The organism is Marinobacter sp. CP1, from assembly GCF_001266795.1.
In the GTDB taxonomy this organism is placed as follows: domain Bacteria; phylum Pseudomonadota; class Gammaproteobacteria; order Pseudomonadales; family Oleiphilaceae; genus Marinobacter; species Marinobacter flavimaris.
Genome location: NZ_CP011929.1, coordinates 19,660 through 46,354 on the forward strand (window position 1 = coordinate 19,660; position 26,695 = coordinate 46,354).

At 53.0% G+C, this 26,695-nt stretch carries 22 protein-coding genes and 1 pseudogene; 4 read left to right on the plus strand and 19 right to left on the minus strand.

What is annotated here, in order from left to right; all coding sequences use genetic code 11:
- Positions 1–19 precede the first annotated feature (19 nt).
- The 8 genes from ACP86_RS00080 to ACP86_RS00115 all read right to left on the minus strand — a co-directional run bounded on the left by ACP86_RS00080 (position 20) and on the right by ACP86_RS00115 (position 9,072).
- Positions 20–997, minus strand: coding sequence for a GNAT family N-acetyltransferase (locus ACP86_RS00080; protein WP_053112104.1), 978 nt, complete (start codon positions 995–997; stop codon positions 20–22).
- 1 nt (position 998) lies between these two features.
- Complete coding sequence (locus ACP86_RS00085) at positions 999–2,276, minus strand: FemAB family XrtA/PEP-CTERM system-associated protein (RefSeq protein ID WP_053112106.1); 1,278 nt, start codon at positions 2,274–2,276, stop codon at positions 999–1,001.
- A gap of 8 nt (positions 2,277–2,284) precedes the next feature.
- On the minus strand, positions 2,285–3,151 hold the full coding sequence (locus tag ACP86_RS00090) for an XrtA system polysaccharide deacetylase (protein WP_053112107.1): 867 nt from the start codon (positions 3,149–3,151) through the stop codon (positions 2,285–2,287).
- A 44-nt stretch (positions 3,152–3,195) separates the two neighbouring features.
- The gene (locus ACP86_RS00095; RefSeq protein ID WP_227507786.1) at positions 3,196–4,479 is read right to left on the minus strand and encodes an outer membrane beta-barrel protein; all 1,284 of its coding nucleotides are present in this window, start codon (positions 4,477–4,479) and stop codon (positions 3,196–3,198) included.
- Complete coding sequence (locus ACP86_RS00100; RefSeq protein ID WP_227507787.1) at positions 4,472–5,371, minus strand: hypothetical protein; 900 nt, start codon at positions 5,369–5,371, stop codon at positions 4,472–4,474. The genes ACP86_RS00095 and ACP86_RS00100 overlap by 8 nt, the downstream gene beginning before the upstream one ends.
- Positions 5,371–6,900, minus strand: coding sequence for an XrtA system polysaccharide chain length determinant (locus tag ACP86_RS00105; RefSeq protein ID WP_053112109.1), 1,530 nt, complete (start codon positions 6,898–6,900; stop codon positions 5,371–5,373). Before ACP86_RS00105 ends, ACP86_RS00100 begins: the two co-directional genes overlap by 1 nt.
- Before the next feature lie 53 nt (positions 6,901–6,953).
- Positions 6,954–7,598 carry an XrtA/PEP-CTERM system exopolysaccharide export protein gene (locus ACP86_RS00110; protein ID WP_053112111.1) on the minus strand — a complete coding sequence of 215 codons (645 nt, stop codon included), beginning with the start codon at positions 7,596–7,598 and terminating at the stop codon, positions 6,954–6,956.
- Positions 7,599–7,659: 61 nt separating this feature from the next.
- Entirely contained in the window at positions 7,660–9,072 is a 1,413-nt protein-coding gene (locus ACP86_RS00115; RefSeq protein WP_053112113.1) for a TIGR03013 family XrtA/PEP-CTERM system glycosyltransferase, read from the minus strand.
- Between the two features lie 337 nt (positions 9,073–9,409).
- On the opposite strand from ACP86_RS00115, the gene ACP86_RS23055 reads away from it, so the two are divergent.
- The gene (locus ACP86_RS23055) at positions 9,410–10,186 is read left to right on the plus strand and encodes a PEP-CTERM sorting domain-containing protein (protein WP_053112116.1); all 777 of its coding nucleotides are present in this window, start codon (positions 9,410–9,412) and stop codon (positions 10,184–10,186) included.
- Between the two features lie 98 nt (positions 10,187–10,284).
- On the opposite strand, the gene ACP86_RS00125 is transcribed toward ACP86_RS23055, so the two are convergent.
- From ACP86_RS00125 to ACP86_RS21935, 4 genes and pseudogenes are all read right to left on the minus strand, one after another.
- Complete coding sequence (locus tag ACP86_RS00125) at positions 10,285–11,049, minus strand: PEP-CTERM sorting domain-containing protein (protein ID WP_053112118.1); 765 nt, start codon at positions 11,047–11,049, stop codon at positions 10,285–10,287.
- A 285-nt stretch (positions 11,050–11,334) separates the two neighbouring features.
- Entirely contained in the window at positions 11,335–12,819 is a 1,485-nt protein-coding gene (prpD, locus tag ACP86_RS00130; RefSeq protein WP_053112121.1) for a 2-methylcitrate dehydratase, read from the minus strand.
- A gap of 101 nt (positions 12,820–12,920) precedes the next feature.
- Complete coding sequence (locus tag ACP86_RS00135; protein ID WP_053112123.1) at positions 12,921–13,802, minus strand: PEP-CTERM sorting domain-containing protein; 882 nt, start codon at positions 13,800–13,802, stop codon at positions 12,921–12,923.
- Between the two features lie 278 nt (positions 13,803–14,080).
- Positions 14,081–14,245, minus strand: a pseudogene (locus ACP86_RS21935) (MmgE/PrpD family protein); the annotation flags it as partial.
- Between the two features lie 280 nt (positions 14,246–14,525).
- Between ACP86_RS21935 and ACP86_RS00145 the strand changes: the two are divergent.
- The gene (locus tag ACP86_RS00145) at positions 14,526–15,278 is read left to right on the plus strand and encodes a THxN family PEP-CTERM protein (RefSeq protein ID WP_094182515.1); all 753 of its coding nucleotides are present in this window, start codon (positions 14,526–14,528) and stop codon (positions 15,276–15,278) included.
- 75 nt (positions 15,279–15,353) lie between these two features.
- Here the strand turns inward: ACP86_RS00145 and prpF are convergent, their stop codons facing one another.
- The 6 genes from prpF to ACP86_RS00175 all read right to left on the minus strand — a co-directional run bounded on the left by prpF (position 15,354) and on the right by ACP86_RS00175 (position 23,990).
- On the minus strand, positions 15,354–16,532 hold the full coding sequence (gene prpF, locus ACP86_RS00150) for a 2-methylaconitate cis-trans isomerase PrpF (RefSeq protein WP_053112137.1): 1,179 nt from the start codon (positions 16,530–16,532) through the stop codon (positions 15,354–15,356).
- Between the two features lie 69 nt (positions 16,533–16,601).
- Positions 16,602–19,199 (minus strand): Fe/S-dependent 2-methylisocitrate dehydratase AcnD, encoded by a 2,598-nt coding sequence (gene acnD, locus ACP86_RS00155; RefSeq protein WP_053112139.1) that lies wholly within the window; start codon positions 19,197–19,199, stop codon positions 16,602–16,604.
- 144 nt (positions 19,200–19,343) lie between these two features.
- Entirely contained in the window at positions 19,344–20,474 is a 1,131-nt protein-coding gene (prpC, locus tag ACP86_RS00160; RefSeq protein WP_053112141.1) for a 2-methylcitrate synthase, read from the minus strand.
- A 188-nt stretch (positions 20,475–20,662) separates the two neighbouring features.
- On the minus strand, positions 20,663–21,550 hold the full coding sequence (gene prpB, locus ACP86_RS00165; protein WP_053112143.1) for a methylisocitrate lyase: 888 nt from the start codon (positions 21,548–21,550) through the stop codon (positions 20,663–20,665).
- A gap of 61 nt (positions 21,551–21,611) precedes the next feature.
- On the minus strand, positions 21,612–22,292 hold the full coding sequence (locus tag ACP86_RS00170) for a GntR family transcriptional regulator (protein ID WP_014577287.1): 681 nt from the start codon (positions 22,290–22,292) through the stop codon (positions 21,612–21,614).
- Between the two features lie 111 nt (positions 22,293–22,403).
- The gene (locus ACP86_RS00175) at positions 22,404–23,990 is read right to left on the minus strand and encodes a glucan biosynthesis protein (RefSeq protein WP_200905080.1); all 1,587 of its coding nucleotides are present in this window, start codon (positions 23,988–23,990) and stop codon (positions 22,404–22,406) included.
- A gap of 383 nt (positions 23,991–24,373) precedes the next feature.
- Between ACP86_RS00175 and galU the strand changes: the two genes are divergently transcribed.
- Positions 24,374–25,210: a UTP--glucose-1-phosphate uridylyltransferase GalU gene (galU, locus tag ACP86_RS00180; RefSeq protein WP_053112144.1), complete on the plus strand. Its 837-nt coding sequence runs from the start codon at positions 24,374–24,376 to the stop codon at positions 25,208–25,210.
- A 16-nt stretch (positions 25,211–25,226) separates the two neighbouring features.
- Here the strand turns inward: galU and ACP86_RS00185 are convergent, their stop codons facing one another.
- Positions 25,227–25,463, minus strand: a complete 237-nt coding sequence (locus tag ACP86_RS00185) for a hypothetical protein (RefSeq protein WP_053112146.1) — start codon at positions 25,461–25,463, stop codon at positions 25,227–25,229.
- 314 nt (positions 25,464–25,777) lie between these two features.
- Between ACP86_RS00185 and ACP86_RS00190 the strand changes: the two genes are divergently transcribed.
- Positions 25,778–26,647: a RibD family protein gene (locus ACP86_RS00190; RefSeq protein WP_053112147.1), complete on the plus strand. Its 870-nt coding sequence runs from the start codon at positions 25,778–25,780 to the stop codon at positions 26,645–26,647.
- The last annotated feature ends 48 nt before the right edge of the window (positions 26,648–26,695 follow it).

The window sequence follows — 26,695 nt, forward strand, 5'->3', positions numbered from 1 at the left end:
CAAGTCTATACTCCCTGGCTCAGTCTTTTAAGCCGTATAAGGACTTAAATAATCGACTTTTAACGAGCATTAGAGAAATCAAGTCCTCTTGGGCAGTTGCTAGGCGACTTTTGTAGTTTTCATTTTTGCCTTTGCCAGCTAACATATCGAAAACCGTGGTTTCGGGATCTTTAAACGCTTCCTCTATCGCATACCCTAAATGCAAAGTACCAAGCGAGAGCTTTTTGTGGAAATTCTCCTCATATCCCGCCTGAATATTGTAGACAACTTTATTAAAGAAGACATTATAAAGTACTGATAATATAGAACCATTACAGCTCAATATAGATAAATGAGGCTTACCACCCTCAGCTGTGAGCCTTTCGAGGAATGTGGCATGAAAGCGTAAGCTTTCTTCCCCAAAACAAGGTTTTTCCCAACGGGTTAGGTGTAGCCTGTTAAGGTGGGTAAAAAAAAGGGCTGCATTTGACGGCCAGCACTCTTCAAGCTTAACTTCTCCCATTGTTTCCAACACTTTCCGCCGATTGAACAATTTCAGGCGGGTGTTTGGTCCTAGCGATTGCAGGTAGGTTTCAAATAAGCCCTCAGTTGAAACCGAATAAGCCGTGTCTTGGTTTGCTACTCTTGTCATCCAGTTGTGTTTGTTTGCCAGCGAATAAAGTTCTTGAACTTCCATCGAGTTAGCGCGCAAGTCTGCGAACACAGCTTCTGTCCAGTCGCTGTCTCTTAGCAGCACGGGTATATCGGCAGCTAATCCGGCTGTGATTGCCGTGTCCTCACGAAAAGTATTGTATTCAGTTCGAGGTGCTCGGAACGATCTATCGCTGGTACCCACGAACTGCATTGAGTGAACGGGCAGAATACCCTTAAAACTGTACTTGGACTCGTAGACGCCTGAAGCTCCTCGCCCCCAACCTCGAAGCAAGCAACGTGAGCGCTTTTGCCCCCACGTATCCCACCAGGCGCTCTGCCATGCGTCAGTTTGGAAGAGGCTCATATTAGGGCAGACTCTTAACAATGTGAGGGCCAATCAGCCGAGTAAGCCAAACCGGAAGCCGCTGCCACACAGCAATAAGCACCTTGAATTTAGGATTATTCGGGTTCAATTTGGGCAAGGTCTCGCCGGTCGGCAAACAGTAATCCCAGTGCATGTGGACAGGCTCTGCGCCCCACTGCTTCTTAAACTTGTATGTGCCTCCATCCTCGCTACAACGCCCGAAATCAAACACCTTGTAACCCTGGGCGATCGTGTATCCCAAAATCTTCCAGTACATGAACATGTTGACCCCAGTGGCGTTGAAGCCACGCAACGTGGATGCCCAGGGAATTTCCATTTGCTCTCCGTAACCAATCAAAAATGCGCATCCTGCCGGTTTCCCTTTGAGATTGACCACCACGAGATGACCTGATTCGCCCAGGCTTTGCAGCAGATTCAGGAAAAAGTCTTTGCCATAAACGGGTGTGCCTAGATCCCTCATGTTATTCGCAAATACGTTATAGAATGGCTCAAGCAACTCTGACCCACCAATTAAGAATTCCGGATCTTCCCGCTCAGCACGACGTATCTGGGCTCGCAATTTGGGGCGGAAGCTTTGCCAGAGCAACACAGGATCATTTGGCAACGGGAGCAAAAAAGTGACTTTATCCCGGCGCTGTTGCAGCTCCAACCCACTTTCCATTAGGTGCCGCAGCTCAATATGGCTGGCGCCAACTGAAAGCTGCCATTCACTCGCTGAAGAGAGCAACTTGCGAGCCGCCTCACTGTTATTGGCTAGCAATCCTCCGTAGTTAAAATACGGAACAGAAACGATGAAATTCCCGAACAATTTACTCTTCAGTTGAACCAACGGCAGAACGCCTAATACTTCGCCGTCTGTTGATCGTGCGCAGCAGTAATGGGTGGTGTGCCCGTACGTCTGTTCGATAAAACGACGAATTTTGATGAGATGGTAGGGTGAACCTGCAGGATGGTTTCTCACAAAACTGTCCCAGGCGTTTTCAGCGTCTTCCTCCCGAGCAACAGAAACCACCTCGTGGACAGGCTTGATAGAGAGCTTCTGAACAGGACTTGCGCGAGATATAACCGTTGGCTGATCAGGTATTGTGCTCGTGTCTGCAACTTCGTTCAGCTTTCTCTTTTCAGCCTTTTGCAACGCTTTGAGTTCATCCGATACTTCCTTCAACTGATGAATCAGTTCACTTGGATCATCTCCGGCCTTTCTAGCCTGCCCAATTTGACGACTAAGACTACCTTTGAGGGCTTTAAGCTCTTCCATGGCTACTTCTAAACCTTGACCGGTTGTCCATTAAATTCGATCGCCTCTAACACATCTGAGACTGAGCCAAGATGAAAGTCATCAAGCAACCTTTCAAGCCTCTTCTGACATTTATCGAGATTGTTGTAATGACGAAATCGGGAAAAGGCCTTCACCTTTAAGCGCGGCTGTCCGGGATCGATTTCCCAGGGATGTAGATAGAAAATGAACGGCTGCCCCGCCCTGTTAATTTTTCCTAGCCCCCAACGACTCAAAGCATATGGGTAAAGCCGAAAGTAGCCCCCTCCAGCAATCGGCATTCGGTAACTACCAACAGGGCAGGTAGATAACGGAAATTCTTTTAGGGTACTACCATTGGGGGCTTCAAGAATGTATGGGGAGTGGGGAGTCCCAGGCATACCGTAACGGTCGTGGTGTACCGGAAAAATGGAAGAATCCCAGGTGAAGCCTTCTTCACAGAGGATATCCAGCGCCCACCTGGATTGCGCCGTAATTGAATAACTGGCAGCGCGGTACCCGGTAACAGGAGCTCCCGTTATTTCTTCGAGAATCTGTTTGGATTTTTTTGTTTCCTCACGAAATGTACTCGGGTTTTGCGTGTAAACAAGCTCATGGCTATAACCGTGGCTGGCGATTTCATGGCCTTGAGACTGAATTCTCCTCACAAGATCCGGAGACCGCTCTGCAACCCAACCAAGTACAAAGAACGTGGCTTTTACGCTTTTTGAGTCGAACAGTTCTAACAGCTTGTCTGTATTCTGCTCAACACGATACTCCATTTTTGGCCAGTCGGCTGAATCGACCGCTTCTTTAAGCGCAGCCACCTGGAAGTAGTCTTCGACGTCTACAGTGAGTGCATTCTTTATCGGTCCCATGATTTCAATATCATCCCACAAGTACTTTGAAACGCTGCGTGCACTTACAAAAACCGGTAACTGAGCCCTATAAGAATCCAGTTCTCCTGATACTCTCTTGAGAGGACATCGCTCGTACGCCGTTCGTGCCCTACTTTCATGTTCACGCCTAAATCGCGGCTCAGTTTGTAGGAGGCTCCCAAATTAAACTCGAGAACCGTATCGTCTGAATCATCCTGTTCGTATGTGAGGTAATCAAAACCGAGCCCTGAGCTCAGGGATATCCTTGCGGTGAGGGGTCTTGTTACAAAAACATCCGTTCCGGCCCTTTCCTCTGTGTTATCGGATGCCAGATAGTCTGATTGACTGGCGCTGAGAACGAAATTTAACGTAGTCCCGTCGCTGAATCGTTTATCAACCCCCGCTCTCAGTGCGGTCACCTCTACGCCAGTTGTTTCAGTGAGATTGAATTCGAACTCTCCAAACTGAAAATCAAAATCGGATGTTTGATCAGACAGTTCCCGACTAAAATTTAAAAAGAAATCCGCAGAGGGATTTATCTCACGAACAAGGGAAAGATCACCGACCAAGGCATCGCTCTTTTGGGAACCGGTACCGAAACTGGTTTCTATTTCACTGACACCGAGACTGCCATCCAGCTTGGTGGCGGGCCAGGTCTTGGCAAACGTCAAACTCGCCGTATTCCTGTCAATCTCAACGCCAGAATCCAGTTCTGCACGGTTGGAAGATAGGCTGATTCCGCCATTAAGCGTCGAGCTAAACAGATGATTCCAAGCCGTTGAGGCTATTACTCGCTCACTATCACTTTCCTCTGGCTCTTCAAATTCAGTGTTTTGATACTGCAGGGTAAACTGCAACTGGTCTCTACTCGTTAAAAAAAGGGTGTACTGAGGCCCCGTAGTGAACACATTTTTACGGGTTGAGTTATCCGGCACATCCGGGCGCTGAGAACTCTCGGTTACATCACTCAATCTATCGGAGACAAGCCATTTAAAGCCTCTGGTTAGCTCGCAGTCACCGGTAAAACCAAGATCGGTATACACCTTCGGATCAAAAGTATCTTCTAACCAGTAACCGTATCCAAGCTGACCATCGAGGATTGAATTACATGTTCCCGGATCTTTAACGTGGCGGATCGATAGACCTAGCCTTGTTTCAAGATCAGATTGCTCATTAGCGGCAACTCTGCCCATATTATCGCTGAACCGATTATCCAGGGTGCCTGAAATTGAAACAGGCTCTGCCTGTGAGATGGGTACAGCCAGAATCAGAAGCGCACTTGATACGAAACCGGGTGTGACCAAACACCGAATTGACCAATCAACCATTGATCACCGCCCCGACGAACTTTTCAGCATTGAAGGCAGCGGCTGCTCGCTCCACCGAGCCTGGTGTAGTGCGACCATGAGGCACTACGAGCATCGAATAGTCGCAGAGTTCGGAGAGAATTCTTGCATCCGGCGAATTTGTTATAGGAGCGGTATCCAACACGATAAAGCGATCCGGGTAACGTCTTCGGACTGCCTGGAGGAACTGCTTCATACGAAAAGAGGTAAAAAACTCAGCTGGCGACTCTCTCCGGCTTCCCGCGGGAATGAGACGTAGTCTTGGAATGCCTGTCGGGTAAAGAATTCGGGCAATGTCATAATCCGGGTCATCAAGGAAATCGGTCAATCCGGTTTCAGGCATGATGTCGAGCATTGAGTGCATTGCAGGTTCCCGCAGGTTGCAGTCAATGACCAGGGCCGTTTTGGATTGGTCAAAAGCGAACGCTGCAGCCAGATTAAGGGCTACGAATGATGAGCCAGCGCCCTCACCCATTCCGCTTACAACCAGCGTGAAGTTGTTGCCGCCAGAAATTTCAAGGAGCTTGGTACGTAAATCCCTGAACCGATTAACAAGGTCTCGGTTTCGTGAATCCGGGTAAATTATACGGCGTTCTTCAAGATCATCAGGAGTCAGCCGGCGGGGCTCCTGCATTTTTACGATCTGTTTACTGATTACGTACTTCTCAACCGCCCCGCTACCCAGTTCAAGGGAGCTTGGCACCAGCATTCTGGAGTCTTCCCACTCGGAGAAACCGCCTTGTTGTGATGTGGACCTTTTTTTATTACCAAGCCACTGTGCGCCTTCTACCTGCTCTAGTTCTTCGGAGCCCGGATTGTCGCTATCCTTGCCCATCGCTTTAAACTCGCTCTGCTTCTCAGTGGGTCCTGACATCAAATCACTCCCAGCAATTCGGATACAGCAACGGCAACATATGCAACTGAAACAAGAAGAGCAGCAATGACTATCGATACGGTTACTTTACGCTCACGACGCTTTTCGAAGGGGGTGCGAACTCTGGGTAATTCGGCCAAAACGGGAAGCTCAATACTCTCTTCGAGCTGCTCTCTTGCGCGCACTCTCGGATCAATCTGAACAAAGCCGACTGCTGCTCCAAAAGGTGCAACAATGCCCAGTAACAGGCCTGCCGCAGCAAACATGGGAAACTGTGGCCCTGATGGCGCGCGCGGATACTGGGCTGTTTCACTTATCTGATAGTTCAACCCCTGGCCTTCGATGTCCAAATGCATCGACAGGCGAGCTTTTTCACGACGCTTGAGGAGATCATCATATATCTGCTTATTAACCTCCATGTCTCGTGTCAGCTCTGAGTATTCCGCCTTGTTGGCCTGAATTCGCTCCATCCGCTCTTCCTGACGAGCCATTAGTTGATTCAGGGAGCGTATTCGAGTTTCGATGGTTTCGATATCGGCCCTCGTGGTAACAAGTTCTCCCCTTAAATCCTGATAAAGGGGATTGACGAGGGTTTCACCGCCAACTTTACGTTCCTCGTTTTCACCGCTGGCTTCTGCAAGATCTCTTTGATTCCTAAGCTCTGCGAGTTGCTCCTTCAGGATAACGATGTCCGGATAGCTGTCGTGGTATTGAAGGCGCAGATTATCCAGCTGTTCTTCCAAAGACTGAATTCGTCTTTCGAAAGCATCTGGGGTTCTCCCACCTTGGTTAAGTGTTGGGCTGACTGTCTCAAGCTGCTGCTGAAGCGACCTGGCGCGGCTTTCGAGCTCAGATTTTTCTATCTGCGCGAGCTCCAGTTGCCCGCGTAAGTTTGCCATCCGAGCGTTTGCTTCTGCTTCAGTCCCATCAACATTCTCAGAAAGGAAATTCTTCAGCCTGGCTTCAACCTCCGCGATCTGCTGCTCATAACTTTTTACTTGCTTATCGATAAAGCCATAAGCGTTGCGGCTTTCAGCTCGTTTCCTTTCGCTATTCTCCTGGATAAAGAGTTGCCCGAGTTTTTGAGCAACGCGAAATGTCTCAAGCGGAGAGCCTGATCTGTAACTAATGGCGAAATAGCTGTCCCCTCTGGGAGACACTTCCATGCTGGCTCGAATAGACGCAATTCGCTCCTCTAATTCCTCATCGGACAGGTTGCTTGCGGAGTTTCCAAAGATTGCGGTATCTGTGGCCGCCTGTTCCATCACGCTGCGGCGCCAAAGTGTCTCGCGTACAGTAGACAGGCGTTCTGATATTTTGGTTGTTACAGCGCTGCCTTCCATTAAGGGCCGGATAATATTGCTGTCATCCACGTAGATAATGACCTCGGATTCATACTTATATGGCCAGATGAATCCTGCCCCCAACACGGCGAAACTGACGACAAAAAAGAGTAGAAACGCCAGTCCCTTTCGGGATCTTACTTCCCTTATCGCTTCTGATGGAATTTGTGCTAGCGGTAATGCCATAACCCGTACCTGCCTTCCTGGCTTCTTGTCGGCTGCCTTAAAACGACCTTAAGTTAAAAATTACGCTCGGGTACCGCGAGGATATCGCCTGGTCGCAAGCTATAGTTGGTTTCTATATCACCCTTACTTAGAATATCGTCTAAACGCACAGGTATTGCTACAACCTCGCCATTCATCATCCTGTACAGCATCGCATCATTCAGCGAAGCAAAGGGGGTTGCCCCGCCAGCGCTCAAAAGCATGTCCAAGACAGTCATTCCATCCCTATGCGGAACAGACATCGGCTGCCCGACTGCACCAGTTACTCTGACTCGATCCTTGAATTCGTTACTTCCCATAGATGTAACGATTACGCTTACCTGAGGCTCACGAATATACGTGGCAAGCTCCGCCTCTATACTCTGCGCAAGTGACTCGGGCGAAACCCCAGCCGCTTTGATATCACCTATGAGCGGAACCGAGATCATCCCATCCGGCCTGACCGGCACGGAAATACTCAAATCCTGATTTCTCCAGACTGACACTGAAACAACGTCGGTTACGCCGAGAATATAGGGCGCGTCTGAATCGCTACCTGCCGAGTTTAATGCCTGCTGAATTTTTTCAGGAGAGGAGGCGGTTGTTGATGCACAACCGGCTAGCATGGCGATAGCCAATCCGGTGAACAGTAAACAAAGGTGCCGGGAGAGCAATGTCATCGTATTACCTCAATACAGTTCCATGATGTAAAAACAGTTCCTGGAGTTCAGGCTCCAGGAACTACCTCGATCCTTTCTTAAACAATACCACCTCTACTGTCTGGATTATAATCAATAGATCAAGCAGCAGACTCTGGTTTTTGATGTAGTAGAGGTCGTATCTGAGCTTTTCACGCGTGTCTTCCTCGTTGTCGGCATAGGCAAAGCATAGTTGCGCCCAACCCGTGAGGCCAGGTTTCACCCGATGACGTTCGTTATAGAACGGAATTTTTTGATTGAGTTCCTCTACAAACACGGGCCTTTCCGGTCGGGGCCCAACGAATGACATGCTACCATTTAGGATGTTGAAAATTTGGGGAAGCTCATCGATACGAACTTTACGAATGAACTCTCCCACTTTCGTTACCCGAGAGTCATTTTTGCTTGCCCACACTGCCCCGTTTTTTTCTGCGTCGGTAATCATTGAACGGAATTTATGGACTTTAAACGCTTTACCGTTAAGTCCGACACGTTCCTGACTATAGAGCACTGGAGCTTTGGCCCCATCTTCGATTTTGATGGCGATGGCCGTCAGAATTAACAGAGGCAAAGAGGCCACAAAGAGAATTCCTGCGGCGAAGAGATCAAGTGAACGCTTGCCAATGCCTGATACTGAAGAGACGTTGAAGCCATCCGAGAAAACAAGCCAGCCGGGCGTAATCATCTCCAGTGCAACTTTTCGCGATTCCCTCTCATAGAAACTGGCACCGTCAACTATTTTGACACCCTCCATTTTGCATTCCAGCAAATCCTCCATAGGCAAACCTTTCCGCCTGTCATCTACTGCAACCACGATCTCTGCAACTGGGTTATTGAGTATAAACTGATGAAGTGATGAAGGAAGGTCCAGGAGATATTCCTTACCGACTTCGATAGATGTGTCCGGCAAAGGAACGAAGCCGACTAGCTTGAAACCTTTTCTGTTGAACGGTGTTTTCAGATCTTCGAATAGTTGCTTAGCTCTCCGACCAGCCCCCAGGACCAGAACTTTTCGCCTGAACGTATCTTTGCCAACTAGTGCAAAAAATACCGACCGCCCGAACCCCAACAAGAAAACACTGAACACGGAGGCAGAGGTCAGGGCTCTCTGGTCACCGAGGTACCAAAGCCAATCGCTGGCGAGAAAGTAAAGAAAACCGCAGGCAGGGATGGCAATGATAACCGCCATAATAGTCCGCAACATCATGCCAGACATCCCTTCTTCTACCTTGGCCTGATGTACACCAAGAGCAATCATGATCAACAGATTTACGACAGCGAATACGATGCAAGAAGGGATAATAAAGGCGACGCTGGACCAGAAAAGCTCAATATCACCAAAGAATCGGAAAAACACAGACAGCGCAAATGCACCAGACAAAAACACCCAATCGATCAGACCCAAAATTACAAAAGGGAGATGAAGATAGTGTTTGAACAACCTGATGTGGGCCACATCGACTCCTTGTGGTGCTCGCGAGCGAACTTTCTGGGCTTCCAATGCGACGGACGCGATACCGCGAGCAAGATTGTACGTCAATTACGGTTAAGTTCAATCTTCATGTAAAGTCATGATTTGTAAAATGGCGTTAACTTAATCATCGCTGGTAAGACCCTGTATCGGTGACAGTTGTCGAATTCCTTTACGGATTCTATAGATCACGATTGCATTATGGTTCCCATCATCCTGTCTTTACGTTCTTTTAGACAAAATGGCATGGCGCTCGCTTGTTTCTTAAACGGGGCCTTGAGAGGGCCGAACTGGATAGGATGTAAAAAGGGAAGGAAAATCCATGAAAATATTGAACAAAACTCTGCTTTGCACGGCGATTGCTGCAGTATCCGCACCTGCGAGCGCGGCGATCATCTACAAAGACGTGGCTTACGGTGCAGACGCTGCAACCGCTGAGTCCGCATTTCTGGCTGATACGTATAATCGTGTCACCGAGGGCTTCGAGGGCTTCAATCCGTCTGCAGCGCAAGATGCGGACGGGGATGGCTATCAGGCCTTTGTTGCAAATGAACCACAAAAAAGCTGGGTCCTCGCTCAGGAATCTTTTTCCACTTCTGTAGGGACGTTTTCGCTCACCTCCTCTCAGTCTGCCGAGGGCGATGATGTCGAACCTGAAAAGCTCATGATCGAAGATAGTGAGTCCGGCGAGTTTGGCAGGGAAAATCTTGGCAAGTGGCTCGACAGCAACGACGCGCTTTCGGTCAAGTGGAACATTATGGATGGTGAAGCCGGGAAGCGAAACGCTATCGGCTTTTACTTGTCTGACGCCAACGACATTAACGCCTCTTTAAAGCTTGAATTTGAAGATGGCAGCGTGTCGGACGACATTGAAATTGCCTCACCACTCTCCAATAGTAATATCGCTTACATCACAATCTTCTCCGATATCTTCTTTGACAAAGCCTACCTTACCTTCAACAACGGTGAAGGCACCAATGATGGCTGGGGTATCGACAACGTTTCGGTTGCACGCGTGCCAGAGCCAGGCACTCTCGCCCTTTTGGGCCTTGGACTCGCAGCTTTGGGCCTAGGTCGTAGCCGAAAGATCAAGCACTAATCACGTCAGTGAGCTCCATAAAAAACCCCGATCGAAAGATCGGGGTTTTTACTTTCTGTTTAGAGAGCCGGATACCACTTGGTCCGGCTAACGTTAATTTAAACAGCTTTCTTCCTGCGAAGAACACCAAGCCCTAGCAGACCCAAACCCATAAGTCCGAGCGTTGCGGGCTCCGGGACACTAGCGTACTTGATCTTCTCGATATAGCCACCTACTGAATCAGTCGGCCCAACATGAGCAACCGCAAAATAGCTCGCATTAACCAAGTTATCACCTGTCAGCGCAAGCAACTCGCCATCAGTTGGCTTAGTATTTGCTCCATAGATACTGAAGTAGTCTTCACCATTCATTGAGTAGAAGATGTCGAATACATCTGTAGCGTCTGAAGAGAACTTATCTTGGTGGCTAGTTCCGGACGCTTCATCCCCGGCATTTAGCCAAACTTCCATGAGTGTAACCATGCCTTTGAAATCAAAAAACAGGATTTCATCGGTATTGGCGTTATTATTAAGGCTGCCTTCAAAGTTATCTGTGTCACCATCCGCCAGACCAGAATCGACACCCAGGCCTCCGTTCGCCGGGTCGGTATCTCTCCAGACTCTTACAGGTAGCGGGTCCTCATTCGGCTCGGCCGGCTTCATTGTCTCAATATCAGAACGTACGAAGTTGATTCCACAGCATAAGTTGCTGGTTGAGTAACCAGCCCTGACGAAGAAATCTGTGTACTCAATCTCCGGCTGTTTGATCTCTGAACCGTTGATCGGATCAGTTGGGTCATCAAAAATAATTTCTGTGGCCAAGGCACTAAACGAAAACGAACCTGCGAACAGCCCCGCTGCTAACAAAGTTATCGGCTTTTTCATCGGTCTCACCTCTGCGTAAATCCATTTTGGTTTGGGACTACAACTCCCATGTTCTCCAAGGTGTAGTTATTCACCCCGTGTCGTAGCTGAGCAATTAGCGCGCCAGTAACGGGAAATTTAATTGATTTATGCACTTGTCTTATCGGTCGAAATATTCAAATCGCCAGAATGTAAATAATTCTGACAGTACAAGTTTTAAAACCCGCAAAAGATTTTAGAGCATAAAAAACATGGGGGTTCCGACTCGTTGCGGTGCGATCGTTTTAATTTGAGGGCAGTCCAGCACTAACGAGCAAACTCAGTGACAAAATTAGCTACGTTTGTCTGTTCAAGTTTACCCTGATCTTCAAAAAGTTCTAAAAGCGCCAAAGACCTTGCCTGGGGAAAGCAAGCGCCCAAATTTCTGTGGAACTTCGATCTAAGCTCTGAAATCGCCTCATCTCGTCGGCGACGATGTCCCAGAGGATACTCCACCTCTACTTTCTCGGTACTAGTGCCGTCACTGAAGAATACCTGAACTGCGTTCGCAATAGAGCGTTTGTCAGCTTCAAGGTATTCGCGCGTATACCGCTCCTCTTCCACGACTTCCATTCTATCCCGCAACACGTCAATGAGAGGATTGGCCTCGTGGAAGCTGTCTTCGTAATGATCTGCAGTAAGATTACCGAAAATAAGCGGTACGGCCGTCATATATTGCAGACAGTGATCCCGATCAGCGGCATTGGCGAGTTTTCCTACTTTTGAAATTATCCGAATTGCAGATTCGTGGGTGGTAATTACGATTCGGTCAATCGAGTCTAGCCGATCCCTGACCTGGGGATGCAGTGTGACAGCTGCCTCTGCTGCCGTCTGTGCGTGAAACTCAGCCGGGAATGAAACTTTGAAGAGAATATTTTCCATCACATAAGAGCCGAACTCCTGTGAAATCGAAAACTCTCTCTGCCCTTCGGGCTTAAGCTTCTGGTCTTTGTTGGTTTTGCTGAACAGGACATCGTAGAAGCCCCATTGGGGCGCGGTTAGCACACCGGGTATTCCCATCTCTCCGCGCATGGCAATATCGGCAAGCCTCACTGCCCGCGATGTGGCATCGCCTGCGGCCCAGGATTTGCGGGATCCGGCGTTCGGGGCATGCCGGTATGTTCGGAGTGACTGGCCATCCACCCAAGCGTGGGAAAGCGCTGAGAGCATTTGCTGACGATTCGCTCCCATCAGTTTCGCCGCAACGGCGGTGGAGGCCACCTTTACCAACACCACGTGATCCAGCCCGACGCGATTGAAGGAGTTTTCAAGGGCCAGTACACCTTGAATTTCATGGGCCATTATCATGGCCTCCAGCAAGTCCTTCACTTTGAAAGGATCTTTACCTTCCGCGACGCGTTTCTGCGATAGATGATCTGCGACGGCCAGTATGGCGCCCAGATTGTCTGAGGGATGCCCCCACTCTGCCGCGAGCCAGGTGTCGTTGTAATCCAGCCATCGAACGATACAACCGATGTCCCACGCTGCTTTCACCGGGTCCAGCCGGTAAGGTGTTCCTGGTACACGGGCGCCATGGGGAACCGTTGTTCCTTCAACGATTGGGCCAAGATGTTTGGTGCACTCGGGAAAGCGCAACGCGAGCAGTCCGCAGCCGAGTGTGTCCATCAGGCAGTAGCGGGCGGTATTCCAGGCTTCTTCGCTGGTTATTTCGTAAGTGAGGACGTAGTCCGCGATTTTTTGCAAGACTTCGTCGTAGTCGGGACGTTCGTTGAGATCGAATGTGGAGCTCATAATGTTTCTCCCAAAAGAATTGCTATGCCTAGAGCCTAGCTCACACACATTGGGAGACAAGGCACCTGGATTGCGCACCAGGTGCCTATCAGAAAGAGCTTTTACATTGGCCGATGCAAGGGCAATTTCCTAATGCCGAATATACCCGTCAAACCAAGAGCAAAAAGAGCCAACGTGCCCGGCTCTGGCACATCGACCACCAACGGCTTCACGCTGAGCTCGACGTAATCAAACGCCGTATATGGCTCGTTTGGTGCGTTGAAGTTTACGCCGAGAACACCATTCCATACACTATCGCCATCACTGAAAACATCATAAAAATCGAGTTTCGCGAAAGCGCCCTGGATCAAACCATCGTTCGGACCGTTGTTTTGCAAAGTCACCCCCAGAGTTTCTTTTCCCGACGCATAAATAAACTCTATGTTCGCCGGCTGGACATCATAATCGGCGAATACCATATTAAAGAAGATATCGGTACCGACCGTAATGTCTGCTTTATCCACTTCAAAAAGAAATGAAAAACCCGGTTGATTCGGCAGAGTACTGGATAGACCTGAAGGGAAGACACCTCCACTGCCGGGGGTACCCGTGTTGGCGTTATAAACCTGCTCACTTGCAGAAGAGCTGTCGTAGCTGGTTGAGAGGCTGATATCAGTGAATGTTGCGCCAGTCGTTCCTGTATCTGTGAATCCGGAACCATTAATGGATTCGCCGTTTCTGTTATCGAAATCATCTCCCGAACCAGTGGCTACAGTGTTATCACCATTCATGCTTGGAAGAACATCATTCGGCCCAAGGTGACCATCAGAATTTCGGTCAGCAGTGCCTCCGTCACCCGTCAAATCGGCGAAATTGGGATCAGCGTCGTAGCCGAAACCATCGTTATCGCCAATCCGGATCTCGGTGAACGGGGCAGCCGATGCGACACCTCCAATTGTGCTCATTACCGCCGCTGCTAGAATCTTTTTAGTGAAACGAGTCATGATCACTTACTCCCTGTTTCCTGTTCAGGACATCCGATAAATTTCGGGTCTATCATCGGAGCCGCGTGGAAGGATTGGACTTTCGAAATCCATCCATAGTCAGTTAAAAATGCAAAACCAATGCCGGTTATCGGAATTTTGCCAAGGTTTCATTTTTAATTCAGGTAGTTACAAATTATATTCAGTGACAGCCTGGTGCATTCCGCCTGACTGTACGAAAGCGCAATGTAAAGGTTTTTGACGGTAATTCTGCGATTGAGGGATACACTGCAGTAATGGACAAAGCTCTCCTCAACGATTGGGCCGAGATGTTTGGTGCATTCGGGAAAGCGCAGAGCCAGAAGACCACAACCAAGGGTGTCCATCAGGCAGAGGCGAGCGGTTTTCCAGGCTTCTTCGCTGGTTATTTCATAGGTAAGAACGTAGTCCGCGATTTTCTGCAAGACTTCGTCCTAGTCGGGACGTTCGTTGAGATCGAATGTTGGTGACACAGCAATCCCTCCCTGTCTTTCAATGATTGTGTGTCTAAGCCTAGTTGAGTGTTCGGCAGAGACAATTGTTACACCATTGCATTCGCCAGTGTCCGAAATTTTTACATCTCGCAGTTGGAGGTTTTCACCACAACGAACTGCTTCGAAGGTAACCCTTTATAAATCAGCCGGATCCTCTTTGTGGTAAGCTTTTTGCCTCCGCCGTAAGGGACATCACTAATTACAGGGAAGCATGATGATGAAAAAGTTTCTTCTGCCATTTGGCCTAGGCCTAGTAGCAGCTTCTCTCTTCTCGTTGCCAGTGTCTGCGGTCCCGATCAGTGCAACGAACGTGAGCGGAATATGGACTGCAACGACTCCCGGATCTTCCGTTGTGAGCGGGATCAACACCGACACCATCAAATGGGGTCACCCCGTATACTGGCACAAACAGAGCGGCTACAAATTCGACGGCTTCGCACCACCAAGTTTTCCGATTGAAGAAAGCACACCTTTTAACTTGGGCGCTTTTATTCATTTCAATTATCCGGTGACGGGTTCAACCCTCGAATCTGCTTCGCTGAAAGTTTCAACGACTCTATCCATCAATGGCACGACAAAGTCCATCGACTCACTCTTCGATTTCGTTCATTGGGAGACAGTAAATCACCCTTACTATGGCCGGTGCCCCAACGGCGGATACGATGGCGACTCTCTAAATCGTTATGGATGTGCTGATCAAGTGACTTTCACGCGAAATGAAGGCGCCTCACAGGAATTCATCCTGGGTAATACCGCATATTATCTCGACATCGCCGGCTTTTTTTACAACGACGAGCTTGCAAGCGAATTCTGGACCAAGGAAAAAAGCAAAAACTATGCGCTTCTTGCTGGCGTGGTCAAAACACGAACCATTGAAGTTCCAGAACCCGGTACGGTCGCTTTGCTTGGTCTGGGGCTAGCGGGGCTTGGTTTCGCACGTCGGAGAAAACCTGAATTTAACTGAAAACTGGATGATCGTCGGAAAATAATAAAGCCGGGGATTGCCTCCGGCTTTTTCGATCATCGACAGTATAATTGGCTAGGAGAAGTAGGCAGGCACCCTCACCCAACCTTCCATCAAAACCCGCGCACTGCGGCTCATAATGGCTTTGGTCGCGGTCCACTGACCATTCACTTCCTTCGCTTCTGCCCCAACACGCAGAGTGCCGGAGGGGTGCCCGAAGGTCACGTGGGTGCGGTCGCCACCACCTGCAGCCAGATTCACCAGGGTTCCGGGAACCGCCGATGCCGTGGCAATGGCCACCGCCGCCGTGCCCATCATGGCGTGGTGGAGCTTGCCCATGGACAGAGCGCGAACCAGGACGTCCACATCCCCTGCCCCGATGTTTTTGCCGCTTGAGGATACGTAATCAGACGGCTTCGCCACGAAGGCCACCTTCGGGGTGTGCTGGCGGTTGGCGGCTTCTTCGATGTTCTGGATCAGGCCCATTTTTACAGCGCCATGGGCCCGGATGGTTTCAAACATCAGCAGTGCCTTGGGATCACTATTGATGTCATCCTGCAGCTCCGTGCCTTTGTACCCGATGTCTTCGGCGTTCACGAAGATGGTGGGGATGCCGGCACTGATCATGGTGGCTTTCAGGGTGCCTACGCCCGGCACTTCCAGGTCGTCCACCAAGTTGCCGGTAGGGAACATGGAGCCTTCGCCATCAGCCGGGTCCATAAATTCCACCTGCACTTCAGCGGCCGGGAAGGTGACGCCGTCCAGCTCGAAATCGCCGGTTTCCTGCACTTCACCGTTGGTGATGGGCACGTGGGCGACGATGGTCTTTCTGATGTTGGCCTGCCAGATACGCACGGTGCAGGTGCCGTTCTCCGGAATCCGTTCTTTGTCCACGAAACCGCTGTTGATGGCGAAAGCGCCTACAGCAGCAGTAAGGTTGCCGCAGTTACCGCTCCAGTCCACAAAGGGCTTGTCGATGGACACCTGGCCGAACAGGTAGTCGACGTCGTGATCCGGCTGGGTGGGTTCTGCCAGGATCACGGTTTTGCTGGTGCTGGAGGTGGCGCCGCCCATGCCGTCGATTTGCTTCTGGTAGGGGTCGGGGCTGCCGATCACCCGGAGCAGGAGTTTGTCCCGGGCTTCGCCTGGTATCTGGCAGGCTTCCGGGAGGTCCTGAAGGCGGAAGAAGACGCCTTTGCTGGTGCCGCCACGCATGTAAGTGGCGGGGACTTTGATTTGGGGAGCGTGGGGCATGGTTTTACTCTCTGTATCCGTGAAGATGGGGTCAGAAGAAGGCTTTCTTCTGCCCCCTTGTTTCCTGGCTCAGGCAGCGCCTTCGGATTGCAGGAAATCTTCCGCAAACCGCTGCAACACACCACCAGCGCTATAAATAGACACTTCCTCAGCGGTATCCAGGCGGCAGATAACCGGCACACGCTCGGTGCTGCCGTTCTTCCGATGGATGACCAGCGTCAATTCGGCGCGGGGCGCCGGGGTGCCTTCTACGTCGTAGGTTTCTGTGCCGTCGATGCCCAGAGTTTTGCGTGTGGTGCCCTCTTCGAACTGCAGGGGCATCACACCCATGCCGATCAGGTTGGTGCGGTGAATGCGCTCAAAGCCTTCGGCCACAATCGCTTCTACACCGGCCAGGGCGACGCCTTTGGCGGCCCAGTCACGGGACGAGCCCTGCCCGTAGTCGGCGCCAGCGATGATGATAAGCGGCTGCTTGCGCTCCATGTAGGTTTCGATGGCTTCCCACATGCGGACCACTTTGCCCTCCGGCTCGATGCGGGCCAGGGAGCCCTGCTTCACGTTGCCGTTTTCGTCCCGGACCATTTCGTTGAACAGTTTCGGGTTGGCAAACGTAGCGCGCTGGGCCGTCAGGTGGTCGCCGCGGTGGGTGGCGTAGGAGTTGAAGTCCTCCTCCGGCACACCCATCTTGTGCAGGTATTCACCGGCTGCGCTGTTCATCATGATCGCGTTGGAGGGCGACAGATGGTCGGTGGTGATGTTGTCCGGCAACACCGCCAGCGGGCGCATGCCCTTGAGGGTTTTCTCACCGACCATGCCACCTTCCCAGTACGGCGGGCGACGAATATAGGTGCTCTGCGGGCGCCATTCGTACAGCGGGTTGGTGTTGGCCTGCGCATCCCGGGTGATGTCGAACATCGGGATGTAGGTGCTGCGGAACTGCTCCGGCTTCACGCTGGATTTCACGATGGCATCGATTTCCGCATCGTCCGGCCAGATGTCCTTCAGAGTGACGGGGTTGCCGTCTTTATCGTAGCCCAGGGCATCTTTTTCGATGTCGAACCGGATGGTGCCTGCGATCGCATAGGCAACCACCAGCGGCGGCGACGCCAGGAACGCCTGCTTGGCATAGGGGTGAATCCGGCCGTCGAAGTTCCGGTTACCGGAGAGCACGGCGGTGGAGAACAGATCGCGATCCATGATTTCCTGCGCGATCTTCGGATCCAGGGCGCCACTCATGCCGTTACAGGTGGTGCAGGCGAAGGCCACCACGCCAAAGCCGAGTTGTTCCAGCTCCGGCAGGAGCTTGGCTTCTTCCAGGTACATCTTCACGGTCTTGGAACCCGGCGCCAGCGAAGTCTTCACCCAAGGCTTGCGGGTCAGGCCCAGCTTGTTGGCGTTGCGGGCGATCAGGCCCGCAGCCACCATGTTGCGGGGGTTACTGGTGTTGGTACAGCTGGTGATAGCGGCGATGATACACGCGCCATCCGGCATCTTGCCTTCTTCCTGCTCCCATTCACCGGCAATGCCGCGTTCTGCCAACTCGGATGTGGGCAGGTGCGCGTGGGGGTTGGAGGGGCCAGCCAAGGTACGGGTCACCTTGGACAGGTCGAACTTCAGCACACGCTCGTATTCCGCGTTTTTCATGCTGTCAGCCCAGAGACCTGTCTCTTTGGCGTATTTCTCCACCAGGGCGACCTGATCGTCTTCACGACCGGTCAGTTTCAGGTAATCGATAGTCTGGCCGTCGATGTAGAACATCGCTGCGGTGGCGCCATACTCCGGAGTCATGTTGGAGATGGTGGCACGGTCGCCAACGCTAAGGCTGTCTGCGCCCTCGCCATAGAACTCCAGGTAAGCGCCTACCACTTTTTCCTTACGCAGGAATTCGGTGATGGCCAGAACCATATCGGTACTGGTGATACCCGGCTGCAGCTTGCCTGTCAGTTCAACACCAACAATATCCGGCAGGCGCATCATGGAGGCACGGCCCAGCATAACGCTCTCGGCTTCCAGGCCGCCTACACCCACGGAGATTACGCCCAGGGCATCCACCATCGGGGTGTGGCTGTCAGTGCCAACACAGGTATCCGGGAAGGCGACTCCATCGCGGTTCTGAACCACCGGAGACATCTTCTCCAGGTTGATCTGGTGCATGATGCCGTTGCCGGGAGGGATCACATCCACGTTCTTGAACGCGGTCTTGGTCCAGTTGATGAAGTGGAACCGGTCGTCGTTGCGGCGGTCTTCAATCTCTCGGTTCTTCTCGAACGCGTCCTTCTCGAAACCGGCGTGCTCAACGGCAAGCGAATGATCCACGATCAGCTGGGTAGGAACCACCGGGTTGACCTTGGCGGGATCACCGCCCTTCTCGGCGATGGCGTCACGCAGGCCGGCCAGATCCACCAGGGCGGTCTGGCCGAGGATGTCGTGGCAGACCACACGAGCCGGATACCAGGGGAAGTCCAGGTCACGCTTGCGCTCGATCAGCTGTTTCAGGGAATCCGTCAGCACCTCAGGATCGCACCGGCGAACCAGTTGCTCAGCCAGGATCTTGGAGGTGTACGGGAGCTTGTCGTACGCGCCGGCCTGGATGTCTTCCACGGCCTGGCGGGTATCGAAATAGTCCAGGTCGGTGCCTGGGAGCGGTTTACGGTATTCAGTGTTCATGAGCAGTACTCGGAATCTTGGTTTATTGGTTCCCTCTCCCCTTGTGGGAGAGGGTTAGGGAGAGGGGGAGACCGCGTGGTGTGATGTTCACGCTCCCCCTCTCCCCCAGCCCCTCTCCCGCGGGGGGGAGAGGAGAGTGAAAAATCACGGCCGCTCGTCGATCGGCACCCAATTCGAATCCGCCGGGCCGGTGTAATCGGCACTTGGGCGGATGATGCGGTTGTTCTCGCGCTGCTCTTTCACGTGCGCGGTCCAGCCGGATACCCGGGACATCACGAAGATCGGGGTGAACAGTTCGGTCGGAATGCCCATGAAGTGATAGGCGGATGCGTGGAAGAAGTCGGCGTTACAGAAGAGCTTCTTCTCGCGCCACATAACAGCTTCGCAGCGCTCGGATACCGGGTACAGCACGGTATCACCCACTTCCTCAGCCAGCTTCTTGGACCACTGCTTGATGATGGCGTTGCGCGGGTCGGACTCTTTGTAGATCGCGTGGCCGAAGCCCATGATCTTCTCTTTGCGCTCCAGCATGCCCATCAGACCTTCTTCGGCCTCTTCCGGCGTCTTGAATTTCTGGATCAGGGCCATGGCCGCTTCGTTGGCGCCGCCGTGCAGAGGTCCACGCAGCGAACCGATGGCACCGGTCACACAGCTGTGAATATCAGACAGCGTGGAGGCACACACGCGGGCGGTGAAGGTGGAGGCGTTGAATTCGTGCTCGGCGTACAGGATCAGCGAAACGTTCATGACGCGCTCGTGGAGCTCGCTGGGTTTCTTGCCGTGCAGCAGCTCCAGGAAATGGCCACCGATGGAGTCCACGTCGCTCTCGGTTTCGATACGAACGCCTTCGTGGGCGAAGCGGTACCAGTAGGTGATGATAGAAGGGAACACCGCCAGCATGCGGTCGATCTTGTCGTCCTGCTCGCTAAAGTCTTCTTCGGTTTCCAGGTTGCCCAGCATGGAGCAGCCGGTACGCATCACGTCCATCGGGTGCGCGTCTTTGGGGATCTGCTCAAGCACGGTTTTCAGGGCAGCCGGCAGGCCACGGAGGCTCTGGAGTTTTTTGGTGTAGGCATCCAGCTCCTGACGGTTCGGCAGTTTGCCGCGCAGCAGCAGGTAAGCGATTTCTTCGAACTGGGCTTTTTCAGCCAGATCGGCAATGTCGTAGCCGCGGTAGGTCAGGCCGGCGCCGCTTTTGCCCACTGTACACAGGGCGGTTTCGCCAGCTACCTGGCCACGGAGGCCTGCGCCACCTAGTTTTTTTGCTTCAGCCATTGTTGTCTCCCATCGTTATCTTGTTTGGGGTGTCGGATTACCCCTTGGGCCAATCCTGAATATTTGTGACTCCCCTCTCCCCGTGCGGGAGAGGGGCCGGGGGAGAGGGGAAGCTTCCGATTCTGCGGAGTGCTTCTCTACCCCCTCTCCCTGGCCCTCTCCCGCTAGGGGAGAGGGGATAAATGCTGTTAGCCTTTGCTCTGCTGGAACAGCTGGTCCAGCTTCTGCTCGAAATCGTGATAGTTCAGGAAATCGTAAAGTTCCATCCGGGTCTGCATCAGATCAACCACGTCTTTCTGGTCGCCCTTCTCCAGAATGTTCTGGTAAACAGTCAGGGCGGCCTTGTTCATGGCGCGGAAGGCGCTGAGTGGGTACAGAACCATGTCGGCGCCGGCTTCGGCCAGTTCCTTGCGGTTGTATAGCGGTGTGGCACCAAATTCGGTGATGTTGGCCAGGATAGGCACGTCCAGGGCTTCGGAGAAGGCCTTGTAGTGCTCAAGTTCCGTAACCGCTTCGGCAAAGATGCCGTCGGCGCCGGCTTCAATGCAGGCCTTGGCGCGTTCGATAGCGGCTTCGAGGCCTTCTTTCTGGAACGCGTCGGTACGGGCCATGATAAAGAAGTCTTTGTCTTCCCGGGCATCCACGGCGGCCTTGATGCGGTCGACCATCTCCTCCTGGGACACGATCTCCTTGTTCGGGCGGTGACCACAGCGTTTCTGGGCAACCTGGTCTTCGATGTGGACAGCGGCTGCACCGGCACGCTCCATCTCGCGGATGGTGCGGGCGATGTTGAAAGCACCACCCCAGCCGGTATCAATATCAACCAGCAAAGGTACGTCGGTAGCTGCGGTAATTCGGCGAACGTCCTCGACCACATCGTTCATGGAGGTCATGCCCAGATCCGGCAAACCGTAGGAGGCGTTAGCGACGCCGCCACCGGAAAGATAAATGGCCTTATGACCCACTTTCTCGGCCATCATAGCGGCGTAGGCGTTGATGGTTCCGACAATCTGAAGGGGCTGGTTGTCTTTGAGCGCTTTGCGGAAGCGGGCGCCGGGGCTGAGTTTGTTGGACATGGTGTTGGCCTCTCTTGGTTATTCGTAAATTTGTGCGTGAAATCGGGGTCTGACCCCTTGTTCAAATTGTGAGCTCGCCTTCCTCGATCTTTCTCTCGATGTTCTGTCTTGCTGCGTTGATATGGCGTTTCATCAGAAATTCGGCGAGTTCCCCATCGCGCTGGGCGATGGCCTCGACGATACGGCGGTGTTCACCCAGTGCCCGCTGGGGGCGCCCGGTGGAGGTGCTGAGACGGTAACGGTACATCCGTACCATGTAATAAAGATCACCCAGCAGCATCTGGGCAAGTTTGGTATTGCGGCTACCGGTGGCGATTCTGTGGTGGAAGTCGTAATCCCCTTCGGCCTGGTAATAGGCCTGGCCCTGGGCTTCATCGATCATGCGTTCGTGGGTGTCGAGGGTGGCCTGAAGGTCGGCAATTTCCTGGTCGGTCATGCGCTCGGCGGCCTGTCGAGCGGCCAGCCCCTCCATGACTTCGCGTATGCGGTAGAGCTCCATTAACTCGGATGCGCTGACTGAAACCACCTTGACGCCGGCGTGGGGACGGCGCACCAGAAGCCCGCGGGATTCAAGACGGCCCAGCGCTTCCCGGAGCGGGCCACGCGTGAGGTTAAAACGGGAACAAAGCTCCAGTTCGCCGATCTTCTCGCCGGGCGCCAGTTCCCCTTTGACGATTGCCGTTTGCAGACAATCGAAAGCCTCGTCGGCGCGGGTGTAGGTAGTAGACAGTAACTCAGCCATAGTTTGTCAACAAAACCGGGTTGATTTTGAGCAAAGCTACGCTTGAGCGATCATATTGTCAACAATATTGGCTAAATTGAGCTGCAGATTGTTTACAATAGGCAGAGCCAATCAGTAGATCTGGCGTTCGTCGACCGGTGGCGGAGTGTACTGATATAGCCAGGTCTCCGTCAGCGGCTCGCCGCCCAGCCTGAGGTACAGGCGGATATTGACAGGTTCAGTGGAATCATCTGGCACGAGGTCAAACATGGCCCGGTAGCCATTGATTGCAGACAATGGTCTTGCGGAAGTGATTTCGACGTCTCCGCGGCTCACGCTTATGACCGTCTCTACCCCTGCATCCTTGGCGAGCATTTGAAGCGCGCCGCCGGCGAAATCAACTGCAAAGCGCCAAGAGAAATAGGTGCGCTCCTGACCCACAACACCGCCCAGCCCGGTCCTGGTTGCCTGCACAGTGGCTAATTCATATGGTTGCAACGGAGCTTGCTCGCCCCAGTGCAGGCGGTAGCTGTAGAGGTATTCCCGGCCTGGCAACAGAGGTTCCTGCGGGCGCCAGAAGGCGACGATGTTGTCGAAGGTTTCATCCACGGTAGGGATTTCCACCAGATCCACACTGCCCCGCCCCCAGTCTCCCCGGGGCTCCACCCAGAGGCTGGGCCGGCGATCGTAAAACACGCCATCATCCTGGTAGTGGTCGAAATCCCTGTCCCGCTGCAGCAGGCCAAAGCCGACGGGATTGTTGTCCTGAAAAGTGTTGAACCGGAGATTGACGGGATTCACCAGCGGCCGCCACAACCACTCGCCGTTGCCGTTGCGAATTGCGAGGCCGTCAGAATCGTGTATTTCCGGACGCCAGTCGTAGCCCATGCGATCATCATTTTCGCCCACCTGGTACATGCTGGTCAGCGGTGCAATGCCCGCCCGGGTAATTTCTGTTCTCGGATAGAGTGCCGCATCCACATCCATGACCATGTTGCGCCCCGGGTCGAGCACAAACGAGTAGGCGCCGGTGGTACTGGGGGAGTCCAGCAGAGCCCATACCCTGAGTAGCTGGCTGCCCGAGGCCGGTTTCTCCAGCCAGAACTCGGAAAACCGGGGAAACTCTTCTTTACGATCCATGCCGGTATCAATGGCCAGCCCTCTGGCCGACAGGCCGTACTGCATCTCCGAGCCCACCGCGCGGAAATAACTGGCGCCCAAAAAGGCGGCGAGATCCAGGGCAAAGTTTTTATGGTAGTGGATCCGAAAACCGGCGTAGCCCAGGTCTTCTGGCAAATCGCCCAGGGGCTGATCGCCGTTGTACCGGAACAGATCCTGTCGATAGGCCAGTTCCGTTGCCTCGCCATCAGTGACTTCATGGATTTTTACGGGTTGTTGGAAATACAGCCCAAGGTGGAAGAGCTGAATCTGGAAAGCAGTGTCGTCGTCGCGCCAGAGCGCCCGGTCGGACCTGAAGGCGATGGCCTGATAGTCATCCCAGGAAATGGATTTCAGTGATTGGGGCAATTCGTCTTTATGGGCGACATACGCCTCAGCGGCCAATGCCCGGGCCCGACCTTTGAGCCAGGCGTAGTTGAAGGCACGGGGACTGCTTCCAAATACTGGTTGGAGGCCGGTACCCATCGCAAGGGGCGACAGTGGTAACGCGCCGGCACTTACCAGTGCTCCCAGCCGCTTGATCAGCGTTCGTCTGTCCATTGGTCTCGCCCCTCCTGTACCGGGCTATAGATTGCCATAGAGAAGATCACGTGGACTATGTACGAACAATAAAAGGTAGAGAGCCTATTCGGGTAAGGAACCCACGCTGCCGAAAGCGCACCAAATGAGTGCAATCAGGCAAGGAGGATCGCACTAAGAGACCTCTGATCAGAGAAATTTTTGGTAATGGTAAACCTGAAGAACCCTCCTCTAAGGGGCTATAGCTCTTTGCTAGAACGTACAATTTCCATCACGCCCCTGCATTTGTCGTTACAACTTGGGTAAACTCGGCACACTTTGTGATAGAACAATTGTTGATAGGCTTACGCAGAGGCGTTGAGCAGCCCACCGGGCGTGAAACCGACCATCAAAGGACGAACGATATGATCAAAAAATGCCTGTTTCCCGTCGCCGGCTACGGCACCCGCTTTCTTCCGGCCACCAAGGCGATGCCCAAGGAGATCCTGCCGGTGGTTAACAAACCCCTGGTTCAGTACGGCGTTGAGGAAGCCTCCGAAGCAGGTATTCACGAATTCGGCTTCGTGACCGGTCGCGGCAAGCGGGCTATCGAAGATCATTTCGATATCAGCTACGAGCTCGAACAACAGATTGCCGGCTCTGGCAAGGAAGAGCTGCTGACCTCCATCCGCGAGCTGATCGACCACAACAGTTTTGCCTTCACGCGGCAGAATGAGATGAAGGGCCTCGGCCACGCCATACTGACTGGTCGCAACCTGGTGGGTGACAACCCGTTTGCGGTCGTGCTGGCGGATGACTTCTGCATTGGCCCCGATGGTGAAGATGGCGTCCTGGCGCAGATGGTGAAGCTCTACAACCAGTTCCGCTGCTCTATTGTGGCCATCGAAGAAGTGCCGGCTGATGAAACCCACAAGTACGGGGTGATCGCCGGTGAATCCATGAAAGATGGCCTCTACCGGATCACAGACATGGTAGAAAAGCCGGCTCCGGAAGATGCGCCCAGCAACCTCGCCATTATCGGCCGCTATATTCTCACGCCGGATATCTTCGAAATTATTGAGAAGACCCCGGCAGGCAAGAACGGTGAGGTCCAGATCACCGATGCCCTTCTCGAGCAGGCGAAAAATGGTTGCGTGCTGGCTTATCAGTTCAAAGGTCGCCGGTTCGATTGCGGCAGCATTGATGGCTTTGTGGAAGCCACCAACTACGTTTACGAGAATATCTACAGAAAAGGCAAGTAAGGGATCCGGGGCGGGTTCAGCTGCCCAGGATCTGAAGAATCATTCGCCGGTTTTCCGCGCTCGTCCTGCGGAACCGGCGAAGCAGTTCCATCTCTTCTCCGGTCAGCTGGACCTCCTCAAGCGCTTCCTCCAGCTCAGCCAGGGACTCCAGCAGCTCATCACTCTTGTCCAGGGCAATACCGGGAAGTTCCAGTTGCCCGTGGTCCTCAGGCTTCTCTGGTTCCCAGTGCTGAATGGGTTGCGCATGCTGCATGGCCACTTACCTCGTCATCCAAGCCGGGATACTCGTCCCGATAATGCCCTGCGAAGTGAATCAATCCGGAAATGTAACGTACATATAGCTTTGCACACAATCTGCCTATACTAAAGGAGCCTCTGAATGCCTCCGAAGCACCTCTGAAGAACCCGGAGGGCGTACTCTGAGGACTTCACATGCTGTGTTGCAGCTCTTGCTAAGGGCTACGGCCATTAGCTGCGAACTGCGCCTTGCATCTGAAGCCCTCAGAGCACGCAGAGGCGCTCCGGAGGCATCCAGAGGCTCCTAGGCAACAACCAAACAGGCTATTTATGGCGGCAAGAACTCTGGATATCGACTCGGCATGGGAGTTGGTGCTTAGCGCAGTTAACCGCAGCAATGTGACACTGCCATTGCCGGGAACCGACAAAGAAGCGGTAAAACTTAACGGCCACGGGGCCTGGCACCTGATGCAGCCGGCCACGGGTGAGGCGAAGGATCTACTCTCGGTATTCCTACCCCTTTGTCGTCCCGTGCCAGATAACGGCAGCCCCAAAGTTATTGGTCAGTTGGGCCAAAGCCTGGACGGACGCATTGCCACGGTTACCGGTCGCTCCCGTTTCATCAACGGCGACGATGGAATTACCCATCTGCACCGGATCCGCGCAGTGTCGCATGCGGTTGTTGTCGGAGCCGGAACCGCCACTACAGACAATCCCCGTTTGACCGTTCGCCGCACCAGTGGCCGCAACCCCGTGCGCGTGGTCATTGACCGTCATCATCGCGTACCAGACAGCCATCACCTGTTCACCGATGGCGAAGCTCCCACCCTGCGGTTGGTGGCGGGCCACTATGACAAAAGCAGGAATCCGTCTATCGGTTCCGGTGTTAGCGAGATCGCCTGTCTTGGAGATGCGAACGCCGAGGGCCCCGTCGATCCAAAGTTCATCCTTCAGGTTCTGGCGGATTTGGGTTTGAAAAAGGTGTTCGTGGAAGGGGGCGGCGTCACCGTTTCCTCGTTCCTCAACGCCGGCTTGCTGGACCGGCTTCACGTAATGGTCGCCCCCATGATCATCGGCAGCGGCCGGCCGGCCTTCTCCCTTCCGGAGATCGATTTTCTGGATGATGCCCTCCGGCCACGGGCGCAACTGGTGAATCTTGGGAGCGATATGTTGTTTGATCTGGATTTTTCCAGGCAGTAGCCCCCTCTCCCCTGGCCCCTCTCCCGCGGGGGGAGAGGGGGAGAAAAA